Annotated in this window: 10 protein-coding genes; 8 read left to right on the forward strand and 2 right to left on the reverse strand. The window is 72.6% G+C overall.

Annotated elements, in window-relative coordinates:
• Window positions 1–16: 16 nt before the first annotated feature.
• Both DVK44_RS23940 and DVK44_RS23950 read right to left on the reverse strand, forming a co-directional pair.
• Window positions 17–904 carry an amino acid ABC transporter permease gene (locus DVK44_RS23940; protein ID WP_114665394.1) on the reverse strand — a complete coding sequence of 296 codons (888 nt, stop codon included), beginning with the start codon at window positions 902–904 and terminating at the stop codon, window positions 17–19.
• Window positions 905–1,111: 207 nt separating this feature from the next.
• Complete coding sequence (locus tag DVK44_RS23950) at window positions 1,112–2,086, reverse strand: ABC transporter substrate-binding protein (protein WP_114661619.1); 975 nt, start codon at window positions 2,084–2,086, stop codon at window positions 1,112–1,114.
• Between the two features lie 565 nt (window positions 2,087–2,651).
• Here DVK44_RS23950 and DVK44_RS23960 point away from each other — a divergent pair.
• From DVK44_RS23960 to DVK44_RS23995, 8 genes are all read left to right on the forward strand, one after another.
• A complete protein-coding gene (locus tag DVK44_RS23960) occupies window positions 2,652–3,857 on the forward strand; it encodes an NAD(P)-dependent malic enzyme (protein WP_114661621.1) in 1,206 nt (401 codons plus the stop codon).
• A gap of 176 nt (window positions 3,858–4,033) precedes the next feature.
• A complete protein-coding gene (locus DVK44_RS23965; protein WP_114665396.1) occupies window positions 4,034–4,618 on the forward strand; it encodes a phosphoesterase in 585 nt (194 codons plus the stop codon).
• Window positions 4,615–6,231, forward strand: coding sequence for an alkaline phosphatase D family protein (locus tag DVK44_RS23970; protein WP_114661623.1), 1,617 nt, complete (start codon window positions 4,615–4,617; stop codon window positions 6,229–6,231). Before DVK44_RS23965 ends, DVK44_RS23970 begins: the two co-directional genes overlap by 4 nt.
• Window positions 6,232–6,311: 80 nt before the next feature.
• Window positions 6,312–7,265, forward strand: coding sequence for a zinc-binding dehydrogenase (locus DVK44_RS23975; protein WP_114661625.1), 954 nt, complete (start codon window positions 6,312–6,314; stop codon window positions 7,263–7,265).
• Window positions 7,266–7,371: 106 nt separating this feature from the next.
• Complete coding sequence (locus DVK44_RS23980; RefSeq protein ID WP_114661627.1) at window positions 7,372–7,581, forward strand: HTH domain-containing protein; 210 nt, start codon at window positions 7,372–7,374, stop codon at window positions 7,579–7,581.
• Window positions 7,581–8,192, forward strand: coding sequence for a Clp protease N-terminal domain-containing protein (locus tag DVK44_RS23985; RefSeq protein ID WP_114661629.1), 612 nt, complete (start codon window positions 7,581–7,583; stop codon window positions 8,190–8,192). Before DVK44_RS23980 ends, DVK44_RS23985 begins: the two co-directional genes overlap by 1 nt.
• Window positions 8,193–8,562: 370 nt before the next feature.
• Window positions 8,563–10,500, forward strand: a complete 1,938-nt coding sequence (locus DVK44_RS23990; protein WP_228447668.1) for an HSP90 family protein — start codon at window positions 8,563–8,565, stop codon at window positions 10,498–10,500.
• Window positions 10,497–13,574 (forward strand): tetratricopeptide repeat protein, encoded by a 3,078-nt coding sequence (locus DVK44_RS23995; RefSeq protein WP_114661633.1) that lies wholly within the window; start codon window positions 10,497–10,499, stop codon window positions 13,572–13,574. Before DVK44_RS23990 ends, DVK44_RS23995 begins: the two co-directional genes overlap by 4 nt.
• The last annotated feature ends 132 nt before the right edge of the window (window positions 13,575–13,706 follow it).

Below are 13,706 nucleotides of genomic sequence, written 5' to 3' on the forward strand. Positions count from 1 at the left end.
GGGGTACCGGTCGTGGTCATGCCAGTCCTCCCTTGGGCCGGCCGAAGGACAGCACCGTGGCCCGGACGCGCTGGAACGGGGTCTGCGGCAGGCTGCGGCTGGAGCCGCGCGCGTAATACCGCTCCAGGTAGTACTGGCCGACGCTCAGGACCGAGGTCAGGACCAGATACCAGGCGGCGGCGAGGAACAGCATCTCCACCGGGGAGCCGGACGCCTGCCCGATATCTTGCGCGTATCTCAGCAGTTCATAGAACTGTACGGTCGCCACCAGCGAGGTCGTCTTCAGCATGTTGATGACCTCGTTGCCGGTCGGCGGCACGATCACCCGCATGGCCTGCGGGATCACCACCCGGCGCAGGGTCTTGCCCTGGCTCATGCCCAGCGCGTGCGACGCCTCCGTCTGGCCCTCGTCGACCGAGAGCAGCCCGGCCCGGCAGATTTCGGCCATATACGCGGCCTCGTTCAGGCCGAGGCCCAGCAGCGCCGTCAGGAACGGCGTCATGAAGCTGGACCAGTAGTCCTTGTAGATCGGCCCGAGGTTGATGTACTCGAAGACCAGCCCCAGGTTGAACCAGACCATCAGCTGGACCAGCACCGGGGTGCCGCGGAAGAACCAGATGTAGAACCACGAGATCGAGGAGACCACCGGGTTCTTCGACAGCCGCATCACCGCGAGGACGATGCCGCCGACCACACCGATCAGCATGGACAGAAGCGTGAGCAGCATGGTCTGCCCGACGCCCTTGAGGATCCGGTCGTCGAAGAAGTACTCGGGGATGGCGCCCCAGTTGATCTTGCCCTGCGCGAAGGCGTACACGATGGCGACGAACAGCCCGATCACGACGACCGCGGACACATACCGCCCGTAGTGCCGTACGGGGACGGCCCTGATCGCCTCCGGCATGACCGACGCGGCCTTCAGGAGCCCGGGGCCGGACGCGGGACCGGACCCGGCGCCGGACGCGGGACCGGACCCGGACCCGGACTCGGTGCCGGGGACGGCGTCCGCTACCGCCCCGGTCCCGTCGCCGTCCTGCGGTTCGTCCGGCTTGTTGATCTCGACAGTCACGAAGTTTGCCTCTCAGCCCTCAACCCTCAGCCCGTACGCGGATCACGAGCCGCCGTTGAGCTTGGCCTCCGTGACCGCGCCGTCCGCCACGCCCCACTTCGTCATGACCTTGCCGTACTCGCCGTTCTTGATGATCTCGTTCATGGCGGTCAGCAGCGTCGGCGTCAGCGGGTTGTTCTTCGCCAGGGCGATCCCGTACGGGGCGGCCTCGACCTGCTCGCCGACCACCTGGAAGTCCTTGCCGCCGCCCGAGGTCTTCACCGCGTACGCCGTCACCGGGAAGTCGGAGGCGCCGACGACGGCACCGCCGCTGCGCAGCCGGGTCTGGGCCTGCTGGTCGTTGTCGAACGCCTCGATGGAGATCTTCTGCTTGCCGTCCGCCACGCACTTGGCGCTCTCGGCCTTGGCCAGGTCGTCCGAGACGGTGGCGCGCTGCACGACCATCTTCTTGCCGCAGAGGTCGGACCACTTCGAGATCCCGTTGTCCGCGCCCTTCTTGGTGTAGAGGGAGACGCCCGCGGTGAAGTAGTCGACGAAGTCGACGCCCTCGCCGACCTTCTTGCCGGTGTCGCCGTCCACGCCGTTCTGGCGGTCCTTGGTGTCCGTCATGGCCGACATGACCAGGTCGTACCGCTTGGCGCGCAGACCGGTGACCAGGGTGTCGAAGGTGCCGTTCTCGAACTCGAACTTCACACCGAGCTGCTTGCCGAGCGCGTCGGCGAGGTCCGGGTCGATACCGACCGTCTTGCCGGACGTGTCCTTGAACTCCACCGGCGGGTACGCGATGTCCGAGCCGACCTTGATGACCCCGGCGTCCTGGATGGCCTTGGGGAGCTGGTCGAAGAGGGGAGCCTTGGACTCCGAGGAGGAGGACGATGAAGACGACGGCGACGAGTCCGTGCTCTTGGTCTGGTCGCCACAGGCGGTCAGCAGCAGGGCGCCGGCGACCGCGATCGTGCCGACGGCGGCCATCCGGGACTTCGCGGCGGTCGTGCGACAGCTGGTGCGTGCGGTCATGGTCTGGGTCCTCCGGCGGGGATAGCGGGCTGCCATGTGGCCTGCGCGCGTCTTCAGGTGGCCGAGCACGCGTCTTCGAGTGTCGCGACCGAATGTGATTACGGCATCCTGCCATTTGGACTGGCCGCCTCAGGGGCCCAGGCATGTCAAAATCGGGTAACGGGTGACCCCCGCACCCCACTGTGGCGGTATATCCAGCCGGACCATCTATGGGAATGCCTCATTCCGGCCGGAGAATCTCCGGTCCGTCCCGCCTCGACGGTGAGATTCATGCGGTTGGCCGGATCTGCCCCATTGATCGGCTATGAGTCATGTCACCGGGGGCCATGGACTCGTGAACGGCGTGGTCCGTCCGGTATGAAGGACGATTACACCCCTCATCCGGGGCCCCGGGCGCGTGTGCGGCGCGCCCGCGCGTACGTATAGACCTCCGGCAGGACGGGCGATCCCGGCGCCGCCGACGACGCGGAGCGCGTACGTGGTGGCCACCCGTGGTGGCCCGCCCACCCCCTCCTCGACCAGGAGCGGACACCCTCAACCGATGAAGAATAAAGGGGTTATCTACATGGCAGCGGAGATCGTCAATCCTCGTAGCGACAGCGCGAGCGGTACGGACGAGCCCTTCGACCCGGCCTTCGCGCTGCACCGCGGCGGGAAGATGGCCATCCAGGCCACCGTGCCGGTCCGGGACAAGGACGACCTGTCCCTCGCGTACACCCCCGGCGTGGCCAAGGTGTGCAGCGCGATCGCGGAGCGGCCCGAGCTGGTCCACGACTACACCTGGAAGTCGCAGGTCGTCGCCGTCGTGACGGACGGCACAGCGGTGCTCGGGCTCGGTGACATCGGCCCCGAGGCGTCCCTGCCCGTGATGGAGGGCAAAGCGATCCTCTTCAAGCAGTTCGGCGGGGTCGACGCCGTGCCGCTGGCGCTCGCCACCACCGACACGGACGAGATCATCGAGACCGTCGTGCGGCTCGCGCCCTCCTTCGGCGGGGTCAATCTGGAGGACATCTCGGCGCCGCGCTGCTTCGAGATCGAGCGGCGGCTCCAGGAGCGGCTCGACATCCCGGTCTTCCACGACGACCAGCACGGCACGGCGGTGGTCACCCTCGCCGCCCTGCGCAACGCGGCGAAGCTGACCGGCCGCCCGCTCGGCGAGCTGCGCGCGGTGATCTCGGGCGCGGGCGCGGCCGGGATCGCCATCGCCAAGTTCCTGCTCGCGGCCGGAGTCGGCGATGTGGCCGTGGCCGACCGCAAGGGCATCGTCAGCACCGACCGCGACGACCTGACGGACGTCAAGCGCGAGCTGGCGAAGATCACCAACCGCGCCGGGCTCTCCGGCTCGCTGGAGTCCGCGCTCTCCGGCGCCGACGTGTTCATCGGCGTCTCCGGCGGTACGGTCCCGGAGCCGGCGGTCGCGTCGATGGCGCCGGGGGCGTTCGTCTTCGCGATGGCCAACCCGACGCCGGAGGTGCACCCCGACATCGCGCACCGCTACGCGTCGGTGGTGGCGACCGGGCGGTCCGACTACCCGAACCAGATCAACAACGTGCTCGCCTTCCCCGGCATCTTCGCGGGCGCGCTCCAGGTGCGGGCCTCGCGGATCACCGAGGGGATGAAGATCGCCGCGGCGAACGCGCTGGCCGATGTGGTCGGGGACGCCCTGGCGGCCGACTACGTCATCCCGTCGCCGTTCGATGAACGGGTCGCCCCGGCGGTCACCGCGGCGGTCGCGGCGGCGGCGCGGGCCGAGGGCGTCGCGCGGCGCTGACGCAGCACCGCGGGACAGGGAACGGGGGGTGGGCCGTCCTGCGGCCCACCCCCCGCTCGCCTCCGTACGCCGGTCCGCGTTCTCCGGACGGACGGAGAAGTTCCGCACCTGGCCTTCCCGGGTTCAACTGAGGCTGCTGCTATGGCTGTTGACGCATTCAACGCCTGGAGGCGATGGTGAACCTGCTTGTGAACGGGGATGCCGAGAGCGGCCCGGGAGATGGCGCGGAGCCGGTGTCCTCGGTCACCGGCTGGACCGTGCGCCAAGGAGCGCCCGCGCTCATCGCGTACAGCCACGGCAACGGCTATCCGACCCCGGCCGACCCCGGACCCGCCCCCGCCCAGCGCGGCAGCCGGTTCTTCTCCGGCGGGAACAGCCCGCGCACCGCGCTCACCCAGGACGTCACCCTGCCCGCCACGGGTGCCACCGGCCGGCGCGCCGTGGACGCGGGGCGCGTCCGGTACACCCTCTCCGCCTGGCTCGGTGGCTACGCGGCCCAGGAGGACGGCGTCCGGCTGTCGGTCGAGTTCCGCGACGCCAAGGGCACCCCGGTCGCGCTCTCCGTGCTCGGCCCGGTCACCGCCGCCGAACGCGACAGCCGTACGGCGCTCCTGGAGCGCACCGCCGGGGCCCTCGTCCCCTTCGGCGCCCGGACCGCCCGCGTGCTGCTCGTCTTCACCCGTACCGGCTCCGGCACCTCCAACGACGGCTACGCCGACGCGGTCTCCCTGACTCTCCACGCGACGGGAGACCGGTCATGAGCCGACTCAGCCGCCCCAGCCGCCCCAGTGGCCTCAACCGGCGCGATCTGCTCAAGGCGGCCGGCGCCGCGGGCGCCCTCGGCACCGTCTGGCCGCTGAGCGCCGGGCTCTCGCCCGCGCAGGCCCGCGAGGCCGCCGCCGCGCTCGGATCCACCTACGACGAGGCGCCGTTCACCCTCGGTGTCGGCTCGGGCGACCCGCGCCCGACGAGCGTCGTGCTGTGGACCCGGCTCGCCCCCGAACCCTTCGCGGACGCGGGCGAGCAGCCGCTGCCCGAGGTCGCGGAGGTGCGGTGGGCGGTGGCCGAGGACCCCGGGCTGCGCCGGGTCGTCGCGGCGGGCGTGGTCCCGGCGTCCGAGACGCTCGCGCACAGCGTCCACGTACCGGTGACCGGACTGAGGCCCGGCCGTACGTACTGGTACGCGTTCACCGCGCTCGGGAAGACCAGCCGCACCGGCCGGACGAGGACCGCGCCCGCCGGTCCGGTGTCCTCCGTGCGCTTCGCCACCGCCAACTGCCAGAACTATCCGCAGGGCCACTACGCGGCGCTGAGCGGCATCGCGCGCGAGCGGCTGGACTTCGTCATCCATCTCGGCGACTACATCTATGAGTACGGGCCGCAGAGCGGCGACCCGCAGCGCGACCACAACACCCCGATGATCTACACGCTGGCCGACTACCGCAAACGCCACGCCCTCTACAAGGGTGACCCGGGGCTGCGCGCCGCCCACGCCGCCCACCCCTGGTTCCTGACCTGGGACGACCACGAGGTCGCGAACGACTACAGCGGTACGGGCGGCACCGCGCCGTTCCTCCAGCGCCGGGCCGCCGCCTACCAGGCGTGGTACGAGCATCTGCCGCACCGCGACGCGGGCGACGGCGACGGCGAGGGCCGCAGCGCCTCGGCGGCTCTCCCGGACCCCGAGATCCACCGGGTGCGCCGCTGGGGCGATCTGCTGGAGCTGGCGGTGCTCGATCTGCGCCAGTACCGCTCCGCGCAGAACCTCAGCGACGGCACGATCCTCGGCGCGGGACAGAAGGAGTGGCTCAAGCGGACCGTCGACCGAGCCCCGGACGCCTGGCACATCTGGGCCAACTCGATCATGCTCAGCCAGCTGCGCGGCTCGCCGGGCGGCCGGTACATGTTCACCGACCAGTGGGACGGCTTCCTGGGCGAGCGCAAGGAGGTCCTGGAGCATGTGCGCCGGAGCGGGCTGAAGGACCTGATCGTGCTCACCGGGGACTGGCACTCGGCCTTCGTGGACGACATCCGGCCGGACTACGACAACCTCGACGCGCCCGTCATCGGTACGGAGTTCACGGCGCACTCGGTCTCCTCCAGCGCCTACGACGCGGCGTGGAACGCGGCCAACGGCCCGCTGATGGGCCGGGCCAACCCGCATCTCCAGTACTTCGAGGGGAACCGGTACGGGTACGACGTGTACGAGGTGACGCCGCGGCGCTTCAGCACGCACATGAGGGTGATCGAGGACCGCCGGGACCCCGCGTCGCCGGTCTCCACCCTGACCACCTTCCATGTCGACCGGGGCAGGGCCGGCGCGTACGAGGACCCGGCGACGCGGAACTCGCCCGCGCAGTACCGCAGGGACTGACGGAGGGAGTGTGAGGCGGTACGTGGGGCGTGCCGGGCGGCGGGTTCCCCGCGTACCGCCGTCGCCCTAGAGTCGGTCCCATGTTCGCCGCCTATGCCGCACACACCGATGCCGCCGATCCGCTCAAAGGTCTTGAACTGGGCGAACGCCCGGAGCCCGAGCCGCGTCCCGGCTGGACCACCGTCACCGTGAAGGCCGCCTCCCTCAACCACCACGACCTGTGGTCGCTGCGCGGGGTGGGCCTCCCGCCCGAGAAGCTCCCGATGATCCTCGGCTGCGACGCCGCCGGGCTGGACGAGGACGGCAACGAGGTCGTCGTCCACTCCGTCATCGGCGGCGGCGACCACGGCACCGAACCCCGCTCGATCCTCACCGAGCACTACCAGGGCACCTTCGCCGAACGGGTCGCCGTACCGACCGCGAACCTGCTGCCCAAGCCCGCCGGGCTGAGCTTCGAGGAGGCCGCCTGTCTGCCGACCGCCTGGCTCACCGCGTACCGCATGCTCTTCACCAACGCGGGCGTACGGCCCGGCGACTCGGTCCTCGTCCAGGGCGCGGGCGGCGGGGTCGCCACGGCCGCGATCGTGCTCGGCAGCGCGGCGGGGCTGCGGGTGTACGCCACGAGCCGCGACGCGGCGAAGCGGGCGCGCGCGGTCGAGCTGGGCGCGCAGGAGGCGTTCGAGCCGGGCGCGCGGCTGCCGCACCGGGTGGACGCCGTGATCGAGACGGTCGGCGCCGCCACTTGGTCGCACTCCATCAAGTGCCTGCGGCGCGGCGGCACGCTGGTCATCTCGGGCGCGACGAGCGGCGACCGGCCGGCCCACGCCGAGCTGACCCGGATCTTCTTCCTGGAGCTGCGGGTGGTGGGCTCGACCATGGGGTCGCTCGGTGAGCTGGAGGATCTCCTCGCGTTCTGCGCGCTGAAGGGCGTGCGGCCGGTGATTGACCAGGTGCTGCCGCTGGACCGGGCGCGGGAGGGCTTCGAGAAGATGGCGGCGGGGAGCCTGCTCGGGAAGGTCGTGCTGACGGTCTGAGTGTCTGCCGACGGTCTGAGTGCCGTGCTGACGGCCTGAGCGGCTGAGCCGGCCGCGTCTGTCAACTTCTATTGACACCCGCCTTCTGTCAACGTACGTTGACGTCATGACCGAAGCAACGGATCTCGCCGAGCGGGCGGGTGACCGCGACCCCCGGGTCGGACTGCGGGCCGTCGCCGCGCTGCGGCGGCTGCTGGAGCAGCTCGAAGCCGTACAGGTGCGCAGCGCCCGCAATCAGGGCTGGTCGTGGCAGGAGATCGCAGACGCGCTGGGCGTCAGCCGGCAGGCCGCGCACAAGAAACACGGGAGGCAGTGATGTTCGAACGGTTCACCGAGGGCGCCCGCGCAGTGGTCACCGGGGCGGTCGGGCACGCGGAACGCACGGGCGCGGACACCGTCACCGAGGAACATCTGCTGCTGGGGCTGCTCGACCGGCGCGGCACGCGCGCCGCGTTCGCGTTCGCGGCGCTGGGCATCGAGGACCGGCGCGACTCGGTGGTACGGGCGCTCGCCGACGCGCGCCGGCGCGGCGGTCTCTCGCAGGCGGACGCGCGGGCGCTGGCCGGGATCGGGATCGACCTCGGCGAGATCGTCGCCCGGGTCGAACGGGAGCACGGCGAGGGCGCGTTGCGGTCCGGCCGCCGGCGCGGCCGGCCGTGGACCGGGCACCGGCCCTTCGCGCCGGAGGCCAAGGCGGTGCTGGTGGACGCGCTGCGGATCGCGCGCGGGCGCGGCGACCGGCAGATCGGGGACGGGCATCTGCTGCTGGCGCTGGTGTCCCGGCCCGGGGTGGTCGCGGAGGTGCTGGCGGACCACGGTGCGACGTACACGACGGTGGAGCGCGCGATGTACGGCGCGGCGAGCGGTGCGGCGGACGGTGACCGAGGTGACGGAGGCACGGATTCCGGTCTGGCCGAGGCGGGGTGACGGGGGTTCGGGCGGGGTGACGGGGGCTCGCTCGGGCGGCAGGCGGGCGGCCTGCGGGCGGGCGGCTGATGAGCGGCTGATGGCCGGCTGATGGCCCGGCTTTGGGCGAGCCAAGATCGTCTCTTGGGGAAACACCGTAGGCATTGTCAGTGGTCGTCCCTACGATGGGGGCAATTCCGGGCCCTTCTCGGTGGCGCGCTTTCCGCGCGCCGCCGCGGCATGGGCCGGGCCCATCGCGATTCGTGAGGGGGGGACCCCGCGATCGCCCGACCCGCGCCTGCGTGGCCGCCCGTCCGGGGCCGCGAGGTTGCCCCCCCCCGAGCCCATGAATCCTGTGAATCCTGATCCGTCCGCCGCCCCGTCCGCCGCCCTGTCCGTCTCCGGAGTACCCGAAGCGTCCGGCGTTCCCGGAGCGTCCGGCGCCTCCGCGCCGACCGTCAACACCTTCCAGGTCGACCTGCGCGGCCTCGTCGACCTGCTCTCCCATCACCTCTACTCCAGCCCGCGGGTCTACGTCCGCGAGCTGCTCCAGAACGCCGTCGACGCGCTCACCGCGCGCCTCGCGCACGACCCCGCCGCGCCCCGGCGCATCCGGCTCACGGCCGACGGCACCTCCGTCGTGATGGAGGACTCCGGTATCGGCCTGACCGCCGACGAGGTGCACACCCTGCTCGCCACCATCGGCCGCAGCTCCAAGCGCGACGGGCTGGAGAACGCCCGGCAGGAGTTCCTCGGCCAGTTCGGCATCGGGCTGCTGGCCTGCTTCGTCGTCGCCCGGCGCATCCGCGTGGTCTCACGGTCCGCCCGTACGCCCGACGCGCCGCCCGTCGAGTGGCTGGCCGGCGACGACGGCTCGTACACCGTACGGATCCTGCCGCACGAGGCGCGCCCGGAGCCGGGCACGACCGTGCTGCTGGAGCCCCGGCCGGGCGCCGAGGAGTGGACCGACCCGGAGCGGGTCGCCCGGCTCGCCGCGGACTTCGGCTCGCTGCTGCCCCACGAGGTCACCTTCACCGGCCCCGGCGTCACCGACCGGCCGCTGACCGAGCGGCCCGCCGTCTGGGACCGCGTCCACCCGACGCCCACCGCCCGCCGGGTCGCGCTGGCCGGGCACTGCGCCAAGGTCTTCGGTTTCACCCCGCTCGACTCCATCGACCTCGACCTGCCCGTCGCCGGTGTGCGTGGCATCGCCCATGTGCTGCCCGACGCCACCAGCCCCGCCCAACGGGCCGCCCACCGCGTCTATCTGAAGGGCATGCTCCTCACCGACCGGGCGGACAACCTCCTGCCCGACTGGGCGTTCTTCGTCCGCGTCGTCCTCGACACCGACACCCTGCGGCCCACCGCCTCCCGGGAGAACCTGTACGACGACGAGACCCTCGCCGCCGTACGCGAGGCGCTCGGCGGCCGGATCCGGGCCTGGCTGGCCGAGCTGGCGGCGGGCGACCCCGACCGGCTCGCGGCGTTCCTGAGCGTCCACCATCTGGGCGTCAAGTCCATGGCCAGACACGACCCGGAGCTGTTCGGGCTGATGCTGCCGTGGCTGCCGTTCGAGACCAGCGACGGCCGCCTCACCCTCGACGAGTTCGCCCGTACGCACTCCGTGATCCACTTCACCCGGACCGTCGAGGAGTTCCGGCAGGTCGCGCCGATCGCCGCCGCGCACGGCCTCGGCGTCGTCAACGGCGGATACACGTACGACACCGACCTCCTCGCGCTCCTCCCGGGCATCCGGGACGGGGTCACCCTCAGCGAACTCGACGCGGGCGCCGTCACCGCGCAGCTCGACCCGGTCGACCCCGGGCAGGAGCTGGCGCTCGCCGGCTTCCTCGCCACCGCCCGCACCCGGCTCGACGCCCTCGGCTGCGATGTGGCGCTGCGCGCCTACCACCCCGTCACCGTCCCCGCGCTCTTCCTCGACGACCGCGCGGCCCGCCACGAACGGGACCGCGCGGAGGCCGAGGAGAGCGCGGACGAGCTGTGGAGCGGCATCCTCGGCGCCCTGCGCGGAGCCGCGCCCCGGGCCAGGCTCGTCCTCAACCACCACAACCCGCTGGTGCGCCGTATCGCGGGTATCACCGACCCGGAGCTGACCGGCACCGCGGTCGAATCGCTCTACGGGCAGGCGCTGCTGATGGCGCAGCGCCCGCTGCGCCCCGCCGACACCGCGCTGCTCAACCGGGCCTTCCTGGGCCTGCTGGAGTGGGCCACCCACCCGCTCGAAGCCCCGGCCGCCGAAGCCGCCACATCGCAGCACGGAGCCACCCCGCCGCCCGCACCGCACACTCACGAGGAGGGCGACCAGTGACCACCGACCTCGCGCCCGAGGACATCCGCCGCGCCCTCTGGGAGAACGAGTCCGCGCCGAACGGCCTGCCGCGCAACGCGCGCGCCGAGCAGCTCGTCACCGCCGCCGAGGCGACCGGCGACCCCGATGTGCTCCGCACGGCGCTCTTCGGCCTGATCAAGGCGTACGAATACAGCACCGAGCGCGGCAAGATGCTCGTCCCGTTCGCACGGCTGCTCCAGGAGTGGGACCGGGACCCGTCCGCGTTCGACGAGGGCGACACCCACACCTTCCACTGGATGTTCAAGTGGGCCAGCTCCGGGATGCTCACGCTGCCCGAGATGCCGCTGACCACCGTGGAGAAGTGGCTCGCCGAGATGGAGCGCCGCTACCGCGCGGCCGGCTACACCGAACGGGCTGTACGGCAGGCCGAGTTCAACCTCGCCGACAGTACGGGCGACGAGGAGCGCGCCGCCCGCGCGTTCGCCGCCTGGAGCGCCGCCGAGCGCGACCGGATGGCCAACTGCCACGCCTGCGAGCTGAACGACCAGGGCACCTACTGGGCGGAGCGGGGGGACGACGAGAAGGCGCTGCGGACCTGGGAGCCGGTGCTCGCGGGCCGCTCCCACTGCGCGGAGGAGCCGCACCGGGTGCTGGCCCGGTCGCTGCTGCCGCTCCTGCGGTCGGGCAGGACCGACGAGGCGCGCACCCACCATCTGCGCGGCTACCGGCTGGCTCGGGGCAACGAGAGCCTGCTGGGGTCGATCGGGCGCCATATCGAGTTCTGCGCGCTGACCGGCAACGAGGGCCGGGGGCTTGAGATCCTCGCCGAGCACGCGGCGCAGCTGGAGGCCGAGGGCAACCCGTCGGGCCGTCTGGAGCTGCTCGGCGGCACACTCGTCCTGCTGCGCCGGCTGCTGGCGCTCGGTCTCGGCGAGCGGCCCGCGGTCCCGGACCGGGTCGCGGGGGAGCGCCGTACGGTACGGGAGCTGCACGACCTGCTCGACGCGGAGGCCACCGAGACCGCCGCCCGGTTCGACCGGCGCAACGGCAACGGCACGAAGTCCGCCGAACTGGCCGCCCGGCTCGCGGCCCAGCCCCTGCTGGCCGCCCTGCCGCTGGGAGTACGGGCGCCCAGAATCGGACCGGCGGCGATACGGCCGGAGACGGTACGAGCGGAGACGGTACGAGCGGGGACGGTACGACCGGCCGAGACGCCGGGCGCGGAGCCGGAACGGGCGGAAACCGCCGGGCCGGCCGCCCTGGCCGCCCTGGCCGCGCGGGCGCGGGAGCTGCGCGCCAAGGGGCATCCGGGAGCGCTCGCCGCATGGGACCGGCTCGCGGCGCTGGTCGCCGAGGACGACGCGGCGGTCGATCCGCTGCTGGCGGCCGAACTCCTCGAACACACCGCGGTGCGCGCCGGACGCGCGGGCGAGGACACGGTCCGCGATCTCTTCCGCGAGGCCGCCGCCGCCCACCGGGCGGCGGGCGAGCACAGCCGGGCCGCGCTGAACGACCTGCGTGTCGTCTACGCCGCCGCGCGTACGGGCACATCGTCCGAGGAGATCCGGGAGCTGCTCGCGACGGCCGACGAGGCGGCGCGCGCGCTCGACCCGGCGGATCCGACCCGCACCCGGCGGATCGCGACGGTCGCACTGAGCGAGGCCAGACTCGGCGGTCTGCTGCGCCACCTGGAGAGCGGCCACGGCGCAGGCGAGGGCGCCGACGAAGGAGCGGACGAGGTCGCGGACGAGGGGACCGACGAGGGGGCGCTGCTCGACGCCGAACTGGCGGCGTTCATCGCGGAGTTCTCGGTAGCGGAGACGGCCGGGGAGACGGTCGAAGAGACGGCCGGGGAGACGGCGGAGGGGCTGACCAGTCTGGCCGATCTGCTCGCCGAGGCCGAAGTCCTGCGCGCCGAACACGCGTGGCAGACGGGCGACGGGGAGGCCGCGGACGCGCTGTTCGCCTCGGCGGTACGGCGCAGCGTGGCCGCCGGCCGCCCGTGGGACGCCGCCGAACCCCTCGCGCAGCGGGCGAGACTCCTGATGGCGATGGGCAGGGCGGAGGACGCCGAGGCCGCGGCGCGGACCGCGCTGGAGCACGGCGCGGAACTGACCGGACCGGCGGAGCTGGGCGGGCTGCGGCTGACCCTGGCCGACCTTCTCTACCAGCAGTACGGCAAGGAGGACGAGGCCGCCGAGTACGCCCTCGAAGCCGCGCACTGGTTCGACGAGGCCGGGGAGTCGGCCGGCCCGGGCGCATACTCCCGGCTCATCCTGGCGCAGGCGTACAGCGAGACCGGACGCCCCGCCGAGGCCGCCGAGGTGCTCGAATCCGCCCTGCCGGACCTGCTGGAGCACGGCCCGGAGCAGACCGTACGGGCCCGGCAGACGCTCGGCCGCGCACTCCGGGCGATGAACGACCAGCGGGCGGCGGCCGAGCAGTATCTGCTGGCGGCCGATATCGCCAAGGACTGGCAGAGCCAGCACCCGCACGCCCAACTGGCCACCCTGGGCGCCGAATGCCTCTCGGGCGCCGGTCTGCGGACGGAGGCCATCGCCGCGTACCACCGCGCCGTCGAGCTGTGGCAGTCGCTCGCCGAACCGGTCGGCGCCGTGCGCGCCCTGCGCTCCGTGGCGTGGCTGGAGGCCGGCGAGGGGGACACGGCCGCGGCACGCGCCCTGATGGACCGGGCGCTCGCGGCCGGGGAGGGCGAGGGCGGCGAACTGCTGCTGGAGCGCGCGAGCACCTGGCTCCAGACCGCCGAGATCCTGCTGAACTCCCTCTACTCCGAGGCGGACAGCACCTTCCAGCCGCCCGCCGTGGCGGACCCCGTCCGGCACGAGGCGCTCGGCCTGCTCACACAGGCCGAGGCCGCACTGGCCACGCTCGACCTGCCGGGCGTGGTGTCGGAACGGGCCCGCTGCGCCACCCGGATGGCCTGGACGGAACAGGAACTCGACCGCGCCGAGTCCGCCACCGCCCGGCTGCGCGCGCTCATCGCCGAACTGACCGCCCAGGACACGGAGGAGTGCCACGCGGTCCTCCCCCGCCTGGAACGGACCCTCAAACAGCTCAGCCGGCGGACCTGATCCCGAACACCTGCCTAAGGGCCGTCCGGGCCGTCCCCGAGGTGCGCCGGAACCCCCGTATCCGGCGCACCGCCGGGCCGTTGTGCCGTTGTGCCGTGTGCCCGTCCGGAGCTTCAGGTCCGGTGTCAGGTC

Source organism: Streptomyces paludis, from assembly GCF_003344965.1.
Taxonomy (GTDB): Bacteria; Actinomycetota; Actinomycetes; order Streptomycetales; family Streptomycetaceae; genus Streptomyces; species Streptomyces paludis.

Excerpts from the sequence above, each read along its gene's own strand:
- DVK44_RS23980 (WP_114661627.1), top strand. The coding sequence starts at position 7,372 with ATGACCGAAGCAACGGATCTCGCCGAGCGGGCGGGTGACCGCGACCCC.
- DVK44_RS23940 (WP_114665394.1), bottom strand. The coding sequence starts at position 904 with ATGCCGGAGGCGATCAGGGCCGTCCCCGTACGGCACTACGGGCGGTAT.
- DVK44_RS23985 (WP_114661629.1), top strand. The coding sequence starts at position 7,581 with ATGTTCGAACGGTTCACCGAGGGCGCCCGCGCAGTGGTCACCGGGGCG.
- DVK44_RS23950 (WP_114661619.1), bottom strand. The coding sequence starts at position 2,086 with ATGACCGCACGCACCAGCTGTCGCACGACCGCCGCGAAGTCCCGGATG.
- DVK44_RS23970 (WP_114661623.1), top strand. The coding sequence starts at position 4,615 with ATGAGCCGACTCAGCCGCCCCAGCCGCCCCAGTGGCCTCAACCGGCGC.
- DVK44_RS23960 (WP_114661621.1), top strand. The coding sequence starts at position 2,652 with ATGGCAGCGGAGATCGTCAATCCTCGTAGCGACAGCGCGAGCGGTACG.
- DVK44_RS23975 (WP_114661625.1), top strand. The coding sequence starts at position 6,312 with ATGTTCGCCGCCTATGCCGCACACACCGATGCCGCCGATCCGCTCAAA.